This window comes from Micromonospora sp. 050-3 (assembly GCF_046549335.1).
GTDB lineage: Bacteria > Actinomycetota > Actinomycetes > Mycobacteriales > Micromonosporaceae > Micromonospora > Micromonospora trifolii.
The window spans coordinates 722472-736329 of the sequence record NZ_JAJPVX010000001.1 but is presented as its reverse complement, the minus strand read 5'-3'; the positions used below and the strand labels follow the sequence as shown (position 1 = coordinate 736329).

General features: G+C 70.3%; 13 protein-coding genes and 1 pseudogene. 5 read left to right on the top strand and 9 right to left on the bottom strand.

The genetic code is table 11. From position 1 onward, the window contains the following. Nucleotide 1 precedes the first annotated feature (1 nt). Nucleotides 2-1222, bottom strand: a complete 1221-nt coding sequence (locus ACLJOK_RS03475; protein ID WP_410816066.1) for a macrolide family glycosyltransferase — start codon at nt 1220-1222, stop codon at nt 2-4. Nucleotides 1223-1758: 536 nt separating this feature from the next. Between ACLJOK_RS03475 and ACLJOK_RS03470 the strand changes: the two genes are divergently transcribed. Beyond that, entirely contained in the window at nt 1759-2421 is a 663-nt protein-coding gene (locus ACLJOK_RS03470; protein ID WP_410816065.1) for a C39 family peptidase, read from the top strand. 71 nt (nt 2422-2492) lie between these two features. Here ACLJOK_RS03470 and ACLJOK_RS03465 read toward each other — a convergent pair whose 3' ends face one another. After that, nucleotides 2493-3257, bottom strand: coding sequence for a DedA family protein (locus ACLJOK_RS03465; RefSeq protein WP_410816064.1), 765 nt, complete (start codon nt 3255-3257; stop codon nt 2493-2495). Between the two features lie 213 nt (nt 3258-3470). On the opposite strand from ACLJOK_RS03465, the gene ACLJOK_RS03460 reads away from it, so the two are divergent. After that, nucleotides 3471-6323, top strand: coding sequence for an aconitate hydratase (locus ACLJOK_RS03460; protein ID WP_410816063.1), 2853 nt, complete (start codon nt 3471-3473; stop codon nt 6321-6323). Between the two features lie 77 nt (nt 6324-6400). Here ACLJOK_RS03460 and ACLJOK_RS03455 read toward each other — a convergent pair whose 3' ends face one another. Continuing rightward, nucleotides 6401-6874, bottom strand: a complete 474-nt coding sequence (locus ACLJOK_RS03455) for a hypothetical protein (RefSeq protein WP_410816062.1) — start codon at nt 6872-6874, stop codon at nt 6401-6403. 185 nt (nt 6875-7059) lie between these two features. Between ACLJOK_RS03455 and ACLJOK_RS03450 the strand changes: the two genes are divergently transcribed. From ACLJOK_RS03450 to ACLJOK_RS03440, 3 genes and pseudogenes are all read left to right on the top strand, one after another. Beyond that, nucleotides 7060-7314 (top strand): type II toxin-antitoxin system Phd/YefM family antitoxin, encoded by a 255-nt coding sequence (locus ACLJOK_RS03450; RefSeq protein WP_410816061.1) that lies wholly within the window; start codon nt 7060-7062, stop codon nt 7312-7314. A 115-nt stretch (nt 7315-7429) separates the two neighbouring features. Then, nucleotides 7430-7633: pseudogene (locus ACLJOK_RS03445) on the top strand (Scr1 family TA system antitoxin-like transcriptional regulator); the annotation flags it as partial. After that, nucleotides 7613-7765, top strand: coding sequence for a DUF397 domain-containing protein (locus ACLJOK_RS03440; RefSeq protein WP_410819234.1), 153 nt, complete (start codon nt 7613-7615; stop codon nt 7763-7765). The pseudogene ACLJOK_RS03445 and the gene ACLJOK_RS03440, both read left to right, overlap by 21 nt. A 315-nt stretch (nt 7766-8080) precedes the next feature. Here ACLJOK_RS03440 and ACLJOK_RS03435 read toward each other — a convergent pair whose 3' ends face one another. From ACLJOK_RS03435 to ACLJOK_RS03410, 6 genes are all read right to left on the bottom strand, one after another. After that, on the bottom strand, nt 8081-9316 hold the full coding sequence (locus ACLJOK_RS03435; protein ID WP_410816059.1) for an RNA polymerase sigma factor: 1236 nt from the start codon (nt 9314-9316) through the stop codon (nt 8081-8083). A 29-nt stretch (nt 9317-9345) separates the two neighbouring features. Next, nucleotides 9346-9681, bottom strand: a complete 336-nt coding sequence (locus ACLJOK_RS03430; RefSeq protein WP_410816058.1) for a YciI family protein — start codon at nt 9679-9681, stop codon at nt 9346-9348. 85 nt (nt 9682-9766) lie between these two features. Continuing rightward, nucleotides 9767-10378: a GTP-binding protein gene (locus tag ACLJOK_RS03425; protein WP_196924375.1), complete on the bottom strand. Its 612-nt coding sequence runs from the start codon at nt 10376-10378 to the stop codon at nt 9767-9769. Beyond that, nucleotides 10359-10745 carry a DUF742 domain-containing protein gene (locus ACLJOK_RS03420; protein ID WP_238681702.1) on the bottom strand — a complete coding sequence of 129 codons (387 nt, stop codon included), beginning with the start codon at nt 10743-10745 and terminating at the stop codon, nt 10359-10361. The genes ACLJOK_RS03425 and ACLJOK_RS03420 overlap by 20 nt, the downstream gene beginning before the upstream one ends. A gap of 5 nt (nt 10746-10750) precedes the next feature. Next, nucleotides 10751-11173 carry a roadblock/LC7 domain-containing protein gene (locus tag ACLJOK_RS03415; RefSeq protein WP_238681720.1) on the bottom strand — a complete coding sequence of 141 codons (423 nt, stop codon included), beginning with the start codon at nt 11171-11173 and terminating at the stop codon, nt 10751-10753. Between the two features lie 90 nt (nt 11174-11263). Next, nucleotides 11264-13843, bottom strand: a complete 2580-nt coding sequence (locus ACLJOK_RS03410) for a nitrate- and nitrite sensing domain-containing protein (RefSeq protein WP_410816056.1) — start codon at nt 13841-13843, stop codon at nt 11264-11266. Between the last annotated feature and the right edge of the window lie 15 nt (nt 13844-13858).

Below are 13858 nucleotides of genomic sequence, written 5' to 3'. Positions count from 1 at the left end.
GTCAGCCCGGTGGCGGCAAATCGGCAGAGCCCGACTGAGCGACCGAGCCGGTCTGCTGCACGAAGTGCTCGAGTACGTCGGCGGCACGCGCGTAGCCGCCCGCCTGACGCTGGGCGACCTGCAGGGTGCTCGCGGCGGCCCGGAACCGAGGCTCGTCGAGCAAACGCTGGGCGAGGGCCCGTACAACCTCCACCGTGACGTCCTCGGTGCGGATCGACAGGCCGGCATCGAGCTCGACGATGCGGGAAGCCACCAGCAGTTGGTCGGCGCCCTGGGGGACCACCAGCATCGGGGTGCCGGCGTACAGGGCCTCGTTGACGCTGTTCACTCCGCCGTGAGTGATGAACAGCGCCGCACGGGCCAGCACCTCCAACTGCGGTACGGAACGGTGGGCGAGCACGTTTCCCGGTAGCGGGCCAAGATCGGCGGGATCGGTGTGTCCGGTGGAAATGACTACGGTGCCGCCCAGCGGGGCCAGCGCGTCGGCGAAGGTGCGCAGCAACTGCGGGGCGTCGAACACCGTGCCCATCGAGGCGTACATCACCGGGTCCCGCAATCGATCGACCGGGAACGACGAATCCGCTCGGCGGTCACCGATGCTCGGTCCGACGAACTGATAGGACTGGTCGAAACTGTCCGCCTCGGGGTGGAACGCCCGCGAGGTGTAGACCAGGTTGAGCGGCTGACGGATGTTGGCCAGGTCGATCATGGGCAAGGTGCGTGTGTCGTACCGACGGCGCAGCTCCCACCGCGATCTCAGGTACCCGACGGTGGAGCGGGGAAGGGCCGCGGCCGCGCTGAGCAGCTCCCAGGAGCCGCGGGTCGGGCTGGGCACGTGCCGGTTGAAGGCGAACGTGGTGAACGACGTTGCCGGCGGCACGCCGAGTTCCCGGGCGACCACCGGCCCCCACGGGCAGAGGGAGTCGTGCACGATCAGATCGGGCCGGGTGCCCCGCAGGTCGGTGAGGACGGCGGGCAGCACGCGTACGGCGGTACGCGCAAGCTGCTCCATCACCGTGACGGGCGTCGGCGGGCCGGAGAGCGGTACGTCGTCCCCGGGGTAGAGGAACACCCGTGCCCCGGTGGCCGCGATCTGCTCGGCGTAGGCCGGCGTCGTGTGATAGGTGACGGAGTGACCACGACGAACAAGCTCACCTACAACGGGCAGTGTCGGGTTGATGTGCCCGTTCATGGCGATGTTCAGGAAAGCCAGTGCGCTCATCGGCCGACCCCGGGTGGGGAAGGAGCCAGGTCCCGGCAAATTGCAGCGTCCATGATCCACCCTTCTCGGTCAGAGCCTAGATGTTGCCTGGTGGCAGCGCGTCGCGGACCAGGTACTTGACCCATCAGCGGCCGGTTCGGATCGTCCGGCGACTGATCAGCTTCAACATCCTGTTGGCGCCGGATGTCCGGTTTCGTCGGTGGCGGCCCAGCGCAGACCGGCATGGCCGCCCTGTCGGGTCGGCCAGCTGAGCGGGGTGAGTGGGTTGTCGGGTTTGGCGTCGGTGGTCGGGTGGTCGGGGCCACCCCGGCGGCGGAATCGTGGGCCGGGCCGGGTCGTTATACCTGGCAGACCGCCGCGACTCTCGGGTCGTGGGGCGCGGCAGCCGCCGGGAACACCCGGCAGGCCGCCCCGGTTACATCCCCCGCAACGCCGAGCAGGTCCCCCTGGATCGCCGACGTCGCCGTGAACTTTCCCCGCACGACCACAGCCCCCGAGGTCGTGTGGGCACCCCCGATGCAGAGGAGCACGCCATCATGCGTACCGATCTGATCCGTAAGACCGCCCTCACCGCCGCCGGCCTCGCCTTCACCGGAGGCGCCATCGCCGGCCCCGTCACCACCGCCTTCGCCGCGCCGAGCACCAACAAGCCCACGACGCAGACCCAGACCGACCGCAAGGGTCACGGTGAGCGGGAACTCGGCGTGCGCTACGAAGCCCAGCCGAACTTCTACTACTGCGGCCCCGCCGCCACCCGCAACGCCCTGTCCGTGCAGGGCAAGAACATCAACGTCGACGACATGGCCAAGGAAATGGGCACCACCGAAGCCGGCACCAACTCCATCAACGACATCACCCCCGTCCTGAACAAGGAAACCGGCAAGACCAACGCCTACCGGTCCGTCGAAATCAGCACCCCCGACGCCGACGCCAAGCAGACCGACACGCTGCGCGCCGACATCGTCAAGACCGTTGACGACGGCCGGGCCGTGGTCGCCAACATCGCCGGCACCAGCACCGACACCGCCGGCACCACCCACTCCTACGAGGGCGGGCACTACATCAGCGTCGTCGGCTACCACGACAACGGCAACACCGTCACCATCGCCGACTCCGCCGACCCCAACCAAGCCGCCTACCAGATCAGCGTCGAGCACCTCGCCGACTGGATCGCCACCCGCGGCTACGCCACCAGCTGACCCCTGCACACACCAGCACACACCGAAGGGCCGGACCCCACCACGGGACCCGGCCCTTCGGCATGCCCAGGTCAGCGCTCGTTGCCCGTCTGGGCCGAATCGCCGCCGGACGCCAGCGCAGTCGACCGACCGCCGGGGGCCACCTCGGCCGTCTTGACGCCGGAAGCCACCTCGGCCGCCTCCGCGCCGGAAGCCACCTCGGCCGCCTCGATGCCAGCGGCGCCGTCGGCTGACGTGACGCGGTGCGCGCGTCGGCGCAGCCACCAGGTGCTGCCGAGCCCGGCGAGCACCGCGAGGACCAACCCGGCCCAGGAGATGTCCTTCAGCCAGTGTTCGGCCGCCCGGCCAACCGAGTAGAGCAGGTACGTCGTGCCGAAGGCCCAGACCAACCCGCCGGCCGCGTTGGCTACCAGGAAGCGGCGGTACGGCACGTGCAACGCCCCGGCGAGTGGCCCGGCCAGGATCCGCAGCAGTGCCACGAACCGACCGAAGAAGACCGCCCAGACGCCGTGCCGAGCGAAGCTCTGTTCGGCACGGGCGAGTTGCGCCGGGCCGAGGTGCTTGGGGAACCGTCTGCCCAGCCGGGCGAGCAGCGGACGACCGCCGCGTCGGCCGACGGCGTACCCGATGGAGTCGCCGACGATGGCGCCGAACGCCGCCGCGCTGGCCACCCACTCCGGCTCCACCACACCGGTGGCGGCGAGCAGGGCGGAGCTGACCAGGACGATCTCGCCGGGCAGCGGGACGCCCATGCTCTCCACGCCGATCACTCCGGCGACGATCAGGTAGACCACGCCCGGAGGCAGCGCCGAGAGCCAGTGCTGAACGTCGATCACTCGGCACCCCTTCCGAATCGGCCCCGACCCTACCCCGCCGACCCGTCGACGCCGCGCCGTCGTGCGCCACCCAACCCGTGACGCCAGGTTGCGCATCTAGCAAGACGGACGTACGGTTTTGTTGGAAGCGGAATCGGGCGGTAAGTGTCACCTAACCTCGGCGGCACCCCGACCGGTGCGACAGACTGCTCAGGACTACTCACGGTCGCTGGTGTGAAGGAGTACGACGTGGCGAGCCTCGACACCTTCGGTGCGAAGACCCAGCTACGCGTCGGAGACGCGAGCTACGAGATTTTCAAGATCGACAAGGTGGACGGCCAAGCCCGGTTGCCGTACAGCCTGAAGATCCTGCTGGAGAACCTGCTGCGGACCGAGGACGGCGCGAACATCACCGCCGACCACATCCGCCAGCTCGGCGGGTGGGACTCCACCGCCGCCCCGAGCGTGGAGATCCAGTTCACCCCGGCGCGGGTCCTGATGCAGGACTTCACCGGCGTGCCCTGCGTGGTCGACCTGGCCACCATGCGCGAGGCGGTACGTGACCTGGGCGGCGACGCCAGCAAGGTCAACCCCCTCGCCCCGGCCGAGTTGGTCATCGACCACTCGGTCATCGCCGACCTGTTCGGCCGCGAGGACGCGTTCGCTCGCAACGTCGAACTGGAGTACGAGCGCAACAAGGAGCGCTACCAGTTCCTGCGCTGGGGTCAGACCGCGTTCAACGAGTTCAAGGTCGTCCCGCCGGGCACCGGCATCGTGCACCAGGTCAACATCGAGTACCTGGCCCGGACCATCATGGAGCGCAACGGCCAGGCGTACCCGGACACTGTGGTCGGCACCGACTCGCACACCACCATGGTCAACGGCCTGGGCGTGCTGGGCTGGGGCGTCGGTGGCATCGAGGCCGAGGCCGCGATGCTCGGCCAGCCGGTCAGCATGCTGATCCCCCGGGTGGTGGGCTTCAAGCTCTCCGGTGAGATGCCGGCCGGCACCACCGCCACCGACCTGGTGCTGACCATCACCGAGATGCTGCGCAAGCACGGTGTCGTCGGCAAGTTCGTCGAGTTCTACGGCCCCGGCGTTAGCGCAGTGCCGCTGGCCAACCGGGCCACCATCGGCAACATGTCCCCGGAGTACGGCTCCACCGTGGCGATCTTCCCGATCGACGCGGAGACGATTCGCTACCTGGAGCTGACCGGCCGCGACGCCGCGCAGGTCGCGCTCGTCGAGGCGTACGCCAAGGAGCAGGGCCTCTGGCACGACCCGAACCACGAGCCGGAGTACTCCGAGCGCCTGGAGCTGGACCTCGGCACCATCGAGCCGTCGCTCGCCGGCCCGAAGCGCCCGCAGGACCGGGTGCCGCTGGGCGCCGCGAAGACGCTGTTCCGCTCCGCGTTGACCGACTACGTGGCCGACGACTCCGTCGGTGAGCGTGACCTCAAGCCGGGTGTCCCCCGCGAGGAGCTGCCGCGCGGCGCCAACGGCCCGGCCGACGAAGCCAGCGCCGAGTCCTTCCCAGCCAGCGACCCGCCGGCCAACGAGTTCAGCGACCCGGCCGACGAGCCGCGTGACCTGGAGACCGCGGCGGTCGGCGCGGGCGGCCGGGCCAGCAACCCGATCCGGGTCACCGGCGCCGACGGCGTCGAGTACGAGCTGGACCACGGCGCCGTGGTGATCGCCGCGATCACCTCCTGCACCAACACGTCCAACCCGCAGGTGATGATCGGTGCCGCGCTGCTGGCCCGCAACGCCGTCGACAAGGGCCTGACCAGCAAGCCGTGGGTGAAGACCACCCTGGCGCCCGGGTCGAAGGTCGTCATGGACTACTACGAGCGGGCCGGCCTCACCCCGTACCTGAACAAGCTCGGCTTCAACCTGGTCGGCTACGGCTGCACCACGTGCATCGGCAACTCGGGCCCGCTGCCCGAGGAGGTGTCCGCCGCGGTCAACGAGCACGACCTGTCGGTGGTCTCGGTGCTCTCGGGCAACCGGAACTTCGAGGGCCGGATCAACCCGGACGTCAAGATGAACTACCTGGCGTCGCCGCCGCTGGTGGTCGCCTACGCCCTGGCCGGCACCATGGACATCGACCTGGCCAACGAGCCGATCGGTGAGGACTCCGAGGGCAACCCGGTCTACCTGCGCGAGATCTGGCCGAACAGCGCCGAGATCCAGGACGTCATCGCCCAGGCGATCGGCGCCACCGGTTTCAGCGCCGCGTACGCCGATGTCTTCGCCGGCGACGAGCGGTGGCAGTCGCTGCCGACCCCGACCGGCGACACCTTCGCGTGGGAGAGCGACTCCACCTACGTGCGTAAGCCCCCGTACTTCGAGGGCATGCAGCAGGAGCCGAGCCCTGTCGTCGACATCTCCGCTGCCCGGGTGCTGGCCAAGCTGGGTGACTCGGTGACCACCGACCACATCTCGCCGGCTGGCGCGATCAAGGCGGACTCCCCGGCCGGCTCGTACCTGGCCGAGCACGGCGTGCCGCGCCACGAGTTCAACTCGTACGGTTCCCGCCGGGGTAACCACGAGGTGATGATCCGGGGCACCTTCGCCAACATCCGGCTGCGCAACCAGCTGGTGCCCGGGGTGGAGGGCGGCTTCACCGTCAACCACCTCACCGGCGAGCAGACCTCGATCTACGACGCCTCCGTCGCCTACCAGGAGGCCGGCATCCCGCTGGTCGTGCTGGCCGGCAAGGAGTACGGCTCGGGCTCGTCGCGGGACTGGGCGGCCAAGGGCACGATGCTGCTGGGCGTCCGGGCTGTCATCGCCGAGTCGTACGAGCGGATCCACCGCTCGAACCTGATCGGGATGGGCGTCCTGCCGTTGCAGTTCCCGGTGGACGTCACCGCCGAGTCGCTCGGCCTGACCGGCACCGAGACGTTCACCATCACCGGGGTGACCGCTCTGAACGACGGTGACACCCCGCGTACCGTGCTGGTCAGCACCGACACCGGCGTCGAGTTCGACGCCGTGGTGCGGATCGACACCCCCGGTGAGGCGGACTACTACCGGCACGGCGGCATCCTGCAGTACGTGCTGCGCCGCATGATCGCCAACTGATCGCGTACGGCTGGTCGAAGGCCGCTCCCGCTTTGGCGGGGGCGGCCTTCGCCGTCGAAGCCGAGGAAGACTCGCGGTCAGAGCGCCCGTAGGCGCTCGGCTACCGCGTCATCCACGGCGCGGCGCGCGTAACCCCGTATCCGCCGCCGCAGGGTGGCCGTCCGAAGCGCGTCCCGCGCGCCGGCCCGCAACACAGCGCTGTCAGCGGCCAGAGCCCCATCGACCTGAGCGAAGAGACTCTCGACCTGACGCATGTCATAACCGCGCAGAGTAACCACGAACGGCAACGGCGTGATGGCAAGTGGTCGCGCCGGTTCGCTCCGGGTGCCCGGGAGCGCGAGCGCAGCCAGCCGTTGGGCTATCGCCGCATCCACGTCCCGGGCAGCGTAGCCCCGTATCCGCCGCCGCAGGGTGGTCGCCCGAAGCGCGTCCCGCGCGCCGGCCCGCAACACAGCGCTGTCAGCGGCCAGAGCCCCATCGACCTCAGCGAAGAGACTCTCGACCTGACGCATGTCATAACCGCGCAGGGCAACGACGAACGGCAACGCCATGCGGCCACCATATCGGTCGCCAGTCGCGCCAACGGGGTTGGCGACAGGGGTGAACGCTCAGCGCAGACGTACCGACGTCACCAGGCTCTCTCCCGCCCTCGGCGGGAGGCAGCCTGCGTCGTTCCCGGGTCGCTCCTTGTTCCGGGCCCCGCCACGGGCTAACTTCTTGCAGAGGAGGTGCCACGGTGGCCGGTGAAGCTGCGGCGCAGTTCGACAACCACGATGCGAAGACGAACCTGTCGCGCATCATCAAACGGGTCGAGCACGGCGAGGAGATCGTGATCAGCCGGGCTGGCAACCCGGTCGCCAAGGTCGTTCCTCTTCGTCGTACGACACGCACCGGTCGCGGGTCTCTGCGCGGTTCGCTGGATCTCACCAGTGACTGGGATTCCGACGAGGTCAACGACGAGGTTGCTCGCGGCTTCGGGCTCCCCGGATGAGGCACGAAGGGCTGACCCTGGTCACCCGGGGCGACCGCATCCAGAAGTACGACGTACCGATCCTGGTGGCGTGACTAACCCCTCGCGCATGAGGTCGTCGGCCCGGTCTATCAGGGCCTGGCCGGGCCTCGATGGCCCGTTCACAGTGGCAGAGATGCCGGACGGGGCGCGGGTCGCGCACGTCGACAGCCAGGCGCAGGCGCAGCTCATCGACAACGTTGCCGACGTTGCTACATTCGACCGACGGTGGGAACGCATTCGCGACGGCGCCCTGCCGCGGGCGCAGTCCCTCAATCTCATCAGGGAAGCGGCAGCATCAAACTGCGTCGAGGTGGCCGACAACCTCGCGGGCGTCATCGGCGTACGCGACTCCAAGGACCCGGCCGGTCCGATGCTCGCCTTCGACCCGGCGGCCTGGGCCCGGTTCCTGGTGTTGGCCAAGCGCGGCTGACCTCTCCCCGGTAGTTGTCCGGGCTCGCCTCGGTGGGCGTCCGGGCCCGCCGGTTCAGGTTCGCGTCCTTTGCTCTGCTTCAACGCACGCAACGACAATGCGCGATAAGTGTTGCGCCGAGTGAAGCAGAGCAAAGGACGCGACTGAGCCCTCTGCCCGGAGCCCGGCCGGACCGAAGCCGGACCGGACCGAAGCCGAGCCGGACCGAAGCCGGACCGAAGCCGGACCGAAGCCGGACCGACGCCGAGCCGGACCGAAGCCGGACCGACGCCGAGCCAGACCGAAGCCGGACCGGACCGGCCGGCATCCGCCGCCCTACCCGGCGAGTTCGTCAGCCCGGTCGAGCAGCGCACGGCGCTCGGCGGTCGAGCCCACCGCTGCCGCCGCCTCCCGGAACAGTCCGGCCGCGCGCTGCCGGTCGCCCTGCCGGGCCACCAGATCGGCCTGCACGGCCACGGCGAGCGGATAGCCGTCGAGTCCGCCCCCGGCGCGCGCCGCGTCGAGCAGGGCCAACCCGGCGTCCGGCCCGTACGCGTAGCCGTGCGCGACCGCGCGGTTGAGCGCGATCACCGGCGAGGGGCGGAGATCGGCGAGCGCGTCGTAGGCCCGCGCGATCGTCGGCCAGTCGGTGTCGTCGGCCGAGGCAGCTGTGGCGTGGCAGGCGGCGATCCGGGCCTGCCAGGCGTACGGCCCGTCGTGGCGTACCCGATCGAGGGCGGTCAGGCCCTCGGCGATGGCGGCACGGTCCCACCGGTCGCGGTCCTGCCGCTCCAGGGTGAGCAGGTTGCCGGCGGCGTCGCGGCGGGCGTCCCGACGGGAGTGTTGGAACAGCAGCAGCGCCAGCAGCGCGGTGACCTCGGACTGGTCGGGCATCAGCCGGTCGAGCAGCCGGGCCAGCCGGACCGCCTCGTCGGCGAAGGCCGGTTCGCCGTCGGCGACGTAGCCCCGGGTGAACAGCAGGTACAGCACGGCGAGGACGCCGGGCAGCCGCTCGGTCAGTGCCGGCCCGCTCGGCACCCGGTACGGGATGCCGGCCTGGGCGATGCGGGTCCGCGCCCGGGTCAACCGGCGGGTCATCGTCGACTCGTTGACCAGCAGGAGACGGGCGATGTCAGCGGTCGGCACGCCGCAGACGGTTCGCAGCGTCAACGCCACTCGGGCTTCGATCGCGAGTGCCGGATGGCAGCAGGTGAAGATGAGCCGCAACCGGTCGTCCACCACGTCCTGCCTCACCTCGGGCTCGGGCTGCGCGTCGTCCGGCGCGAGCAACGCCAGGTCGTGCAGCTTGCGCCGCTCCACGGTGGCCCGGCGCAGCACGTCGATCGCCCGGTTGCGCGCCACAGTCATGAGCCAGCCGCCCGGGTTGGCCGGCACACCGTCCGTGGGCCAACGCTCCAGCGCGACTGTCAACGACTCCTGGGCGCAGTCCTCGGCCAACGCCCAGTCCCCGGTCACCCGGATCAGGGTCGCGACGATCCGGGGGTACGCCTCGACGCTGGCGGCCGCGACGGCCTCCGCCGCCACCGCGCCGGCCGGTGCCTGGGTGCGCACCGGCCGGCTTCGCGAGATGGACAAGTCGGTCAGTCGGACAGGTCCGCGAACGGACGCAGTTCCAGTCGCCCTTCGCGGGCCATCGGGTGGGTGCGGGCCACCTCGATCGCCTCGTCCAGGTCGGCGCAGTCGAGCAGGTCGAAGCCCACGATCACCTCGGCGGTCTCCGCGAACGGCCCCTCGGAGATGAGCAGCTCACCGTCACGAACTCGGACGGTGGTGGCCGCGCTGGTCGACGCGAACACGTTGCCGGTCAGGCGGCGGCCACGAGAGTCGTTCTCCGCCACCCACTTGTAGATGTCGGGCAGCTCGGTGGGGTCGGTGTCCGGCTCGGTGTCGCTGCAAACGAACATCATGTACTTCATCTGGTCGCTCCCTGGTTTCTCGGGGTGTCGCCAGCATGACGATCGGCCGGCAGCGTTCCGGACACCCTCCCCCGAAAAACTTTGGTCAGTCTCCGCTGGCGGCGCGGCGGCGGGCCTCGCGGGTCTTCATGGCGTGCTCCATCAGCGTGACGAGCACCTCCTTGCTGGACTCGCGCTGCCGGGCGTCGCAGAGCAGCACCGGCACGCCCGGGTCCAGGTTGAGCGCGGCCTGCACCTCGTCGAGCCGGTACTTCCGGGCATCCTGGAAGCAGTTGACCGCCACGACGAAGGGCGTGCCCCGACCCTCGAAATAGTCGATCGAGGGGAAGCAGTCGGCGAGCCGCCGGGTGTCGGCCAGCACCACAGCGCCGATCGCCCCCAACGCCAACTCGTCCCAGACGAACCAGAACCGGTCCTGCCCCGGCGTGCCGAACAGGTACAGCACCAGGTCGTCGCTGATGGTGATCCGGCCGAAGTCCATGGCCACGGTGGTGGTGGTCTTGCCCTCCACCCCGGACAGGTCGTCGATGCCGACCCCCGACTCCGTCAGCACCTCCTCGGTGCGCAACGGCCGGGTTTCGCTGACCGCGCCAACCATCGTCGTCTTGCCCACGCCGAAGCCGCCCGCGACCAGGATCTTGATCGCGGTGGGCAGTGGCGTCGCTCCCGCCGGCCGGTCAGAGTGCCCGTAGTCCATTGATTACCGCCTCGAAGATGCTGTTGTCGGGAAGACCGGCCGTGGTCTGCGGCTCGCGGACCTGCACCAGGCTGCGGGCCGCCAGATCACCGAGAAGCACCCGGATGGTGCCCACCGGCAGGTCGAGATGGGCGGCGATCTCGGCGACGGACTGTATGCGTTGGCACAGCCCGACGATCGCCAAATGCTCAGGACCGAGACCGACCTCGGGCGTGACCTCGGCTTGGGTCGCCGTGACCAGGGAGATCAGGTCGAAAGTGCCGGTGACCGGGCGGGCCCGACCACGCGTCACCGCGTACGGACGCACCACCGGACCCGCGTGGTCATCCACCCACTGATGGTCTGCCGACTCCCCCTGGACCGTCATCGCCGCTACCTCTCGCCGACCTGCTGATCAGTGCCGCGCGACGGCGATGCGACGTACTTGCCGACGCGGGTCACCAGCATCGCCATCTCGTAGGCGATCAGGCCGACGTCGGCGTCCTCGCTGGCCAGTACCGCCAGGCAGGCATTGCGGCCGGCCGCGGTGACGAACAGGAACGACGACTGCATCTCGATGATGGTCTGCTGCACCTGCCCACCACCGAAACGCTTGCCGGCGCCTCGGGCGAGGCTCTGGATGCCGGCCGCCATCGCTGCGAGGTGCTCGCCGTCGTCCCGGTTCAACCCCTGGGAGGAGGCCATCAAGAGGCCGTCGGTGGAGAGCGCGACCGCGTGTTCGGCCTGCTTCACCCGGCCCACCAGGTCATCCAGCAACCACGTCAGGTCGGCGCTCGAAGCCGTCTTCTGGGTCACTTCGTCGTCCTCTTCTCGCCCGGCTGTGCGCCGTGTTCGTCTGGGGCTTGACCGTCACACCGTGCGGAAACCCGCGTCGTCGGTGCTCGGTCAGGTCGCTTGTGGATCCTCGTCGGTCGGCTCGGACGGCGTCGCAGTCGGGGTGCCGGAGGCGCCACCGAGCAGCCGAGCCGCGTCGGTCCGCCCACGGCGGGTGCCGGTCTGGTAGGAGCTCATCATCCGGCGAACCTGCTCCGGTGGGCGCACCACATCCTCGTCGTCGGTCTCGGACGCCGCAGGGTCGTCTCGCAGCTCGGGCACGATGTTCGCCTGTCGGACCCGGACGGGCAGGCCGGAGTCGGTCCGCTCCGCCTCGGCGCGGGCGGGCGTCGGGCCGGCGTCGCCGGCCTCGACCGGCTCTCCGTCGCGGGCTTGCGGCTCTCCGTCGGGGGCCTCCGGGCGGGTGCGGTCGACGGCGGGCAGGCCGGTGGGCACTGTCGGGGCTTCCAGGGACGGCTGAGCCGGGCCGCGCCGGGCGCGGGTGGGCAGGTCGGGGGTGCCGGTTGCCGGGGTGGTCCGCTGTCGGGTGGGGAGAACGGTGTCCGCCTCGGCCTCCTCGTCCGTCGTCGGTGCTGTGGTGTCGGCCGGCACCGGCACCGCCGAGGTCACCGCCACCTCCGGCGCGGTGGTCGTCGGCGCGGCGAGCGCGACCGGCGCGAGGGACGCCGGGCGGCCGCTGTCCGTGGCGGGCGCCGACGGCATCGGGATGGCCGTACCGGCCCGGAACGAGCCGGAGTCATCCGGGGAGGCGCCGGTCTCGGTGACCAACTCCAGCGGAATCAGCACGACCGCGGTGGTGCCGCCGTAGGCGGACTCCTTGAGCCGTACCCGCACGCCGTGCCGTTCGGTCAGCCGGCTCACCACGTAGAGCCCGAGGCGGGCGGCGTTGGCGAGGTTCAACTCGGACTGGTCGACGATGCGGTGGTTCGCCGCGGCCAGGTCCTCCTCGCTCATGCCGAGGCCCCGATCCTCGATCTCGATGGCGAACCCGTTGGCGACCGCCTGGCCGCGGACCTCGACGGTCGTGTGTGGTGGGGAGAACGACAGGCCGTTCTCGATCAGCTCGGCGAGCAGGTGGATGACGTCGCCGACCGCGCGGCCGGCGAGCGAGACCGGCCCGAGCGGCAGCACGTTGACCCGGGTGTAGTCCTCCACCTCGGCCACGGCGCCGCGCACCACGTCGACCATCGGGACGTTGCGCCGCCAGGCCCGACCGGGGGTGGAGCCGGAGAGCACGATCAGGTTTTCCGCGTTGCGCCGCATCCGGGTGGCCAGGTGGTCGACCCGGAACAGGTCCTCCAGCTCCTCCGCGTCGTGCTCGCGGCGCTCCATCGCGTCGAGCAGCGTGAGCTGGCGGTGGACGAGCGCCTGCGTGCGTCGGGCCAGGCTCAGGAAGACCTCGCGGACGTTGCGACGCAGGTCGGCCTGCTCGACGGCGGTGCGCAGCGCGGTCTCCTGAACCGCGTTGAACGCCTTGCCGACCTGGCCGATCTCGTCGGTGCCGAACTCCAGCGGTGGCGCCTCGGTGGCCACGTCGACCTCCTCGCCGCGCCCGAGCCGCTCCACCACCCGGGGCAGCCGCTCGTCGGCGAGCTGCCAGGCGGCCTCCCGCAGCCGGTCCAGCTGGCGCAGCAGATTCCGCGCTGTGGTGATCGAGACGACGACCGAGGCGATGACGGCGAGCAGACCCAGGCCGGTGGCGAGCACCAGCCGGACGACGACCATCACGGCGACGCTGGTGGCCCGGTCCACGATGCCCTCACCGCCGGCGGTCACGACGTCGTTCACCTCGGCCAGCGCCGGCTCGACGGTGCCCCGCCACTGCTCGGCGCCGACCGGCAGCTGGGTCGACGGCCGGCCCTCGCGGATGATGCTGTCCTGCACGGCGCGCAGTCGGGTGAACGCCTCACCCTCGACGAGCTGTTGGTAACGGCGCTGGTCGGAGTCGGCGAGCCGGACCCGGGTCTCCTCACCGACGAACCGCTCCGAGCCGACCAGCGCGACGTAGCGGGCGTACTCGGCGCCGCTCATCCGACCGTTGCCGAAGAGGCCGCTGAGCAGCGCGTCCTCCTGGGAGATCAGCTCCTTCATCCGGTTGAGCTGGATCAGGGCCGCGGCTTCGCCGGCGATCTGCTTGTCGTCCAGGCTGCCCGTCACGTCGTAGATCTGGAAGATCGACTCGATCGCGTCGGTGTACGCCTCGGCGGCGGCGATCCGGTCGATCTTGCGGTCCAGCACCTCGGAGCGGGTCCGCTCCAACCCGTTGACCTCAGCGATCGTCATACCGAGCTGCGTGTCCAGTGCGGAGCCGCCGGCGACGTCGACCTGCCAGTTGCGCACCGAGGCGGCGAAGTCGGCGGCCAGCTGTGCGGTCTTGCGCTGCTCGGCTTCGAGTGCCGTCCGCTGCGCGGCCTCGGGGTTGCTCAGGTACGCCTGGGTCAACCGCCGCTCCACCTGGAGCTCCTGCAACAGCGGCTCGCTCGGCGTGTAGACCTTGCTGTTGAGCAACTGGACACCGAGCAGGTTGAAGCCGTCACGCAGGGTCACCCACGCCGCGAACATCCAGAGCGCGACCAGGGAGAGCAGCAGGGCGACAACCTTGGTGCGGATACTCGTACCGCGAGAACGCATTGAACCGTCCCAGGC

Coding starts and splice junctions, on each gene's coding strand:
- ACLJOK_RS03475 (WP_410816066.1), bottom strand. CDS start 1,222: ATGAGCGCACTGGCTTTCCTGAACATCGCCATGAACGGGCACATCAAC.
- ACLJOK_RS03470 (WP_410816065.1), top strand. CDS start 1,759: ATGCGTACCGATCTGATCCGTAAGACCGCCCTCACCGCCGCCGGCCTC.
- ACLJOK_RS03455 (WP_410816062.1), bottom strand. CDS start 6,874: ATGGCGTTGCCGTTCGTCGTTGCCCTGCGCGGTTATGACATGCGTCAG.
- ACLJOK_RS03430 (WP_410816058.1), bottom strand. CDS start 9,681: ATGAAGTACATGATGTTCGTTTGCAGCGACACCGAGCCGGACACCGAC.
- ACLJOK_RS03425 (WP_196924375.1), bottom strand. CDS start 10,378: ATGGACTACGGGCACTCTGACCGGCCGGCGGGAGCGACGCCACTGCCC.
- ACLJOK_RS03420 (WP_238681702.1), bottom strand. CDS start 10,745: ATGACGGTCCAGGGGGAGTCGGCAGACCATCAGTGGGTGGATGACCAC.
- ACLJOK_RS03410 (WP_410816056.1), bottom strand. CDS start 13,843: ATGCGTTCTCGCGGTACGAGTATCCGCACCAAGGTTGTCGCCCTGCTG.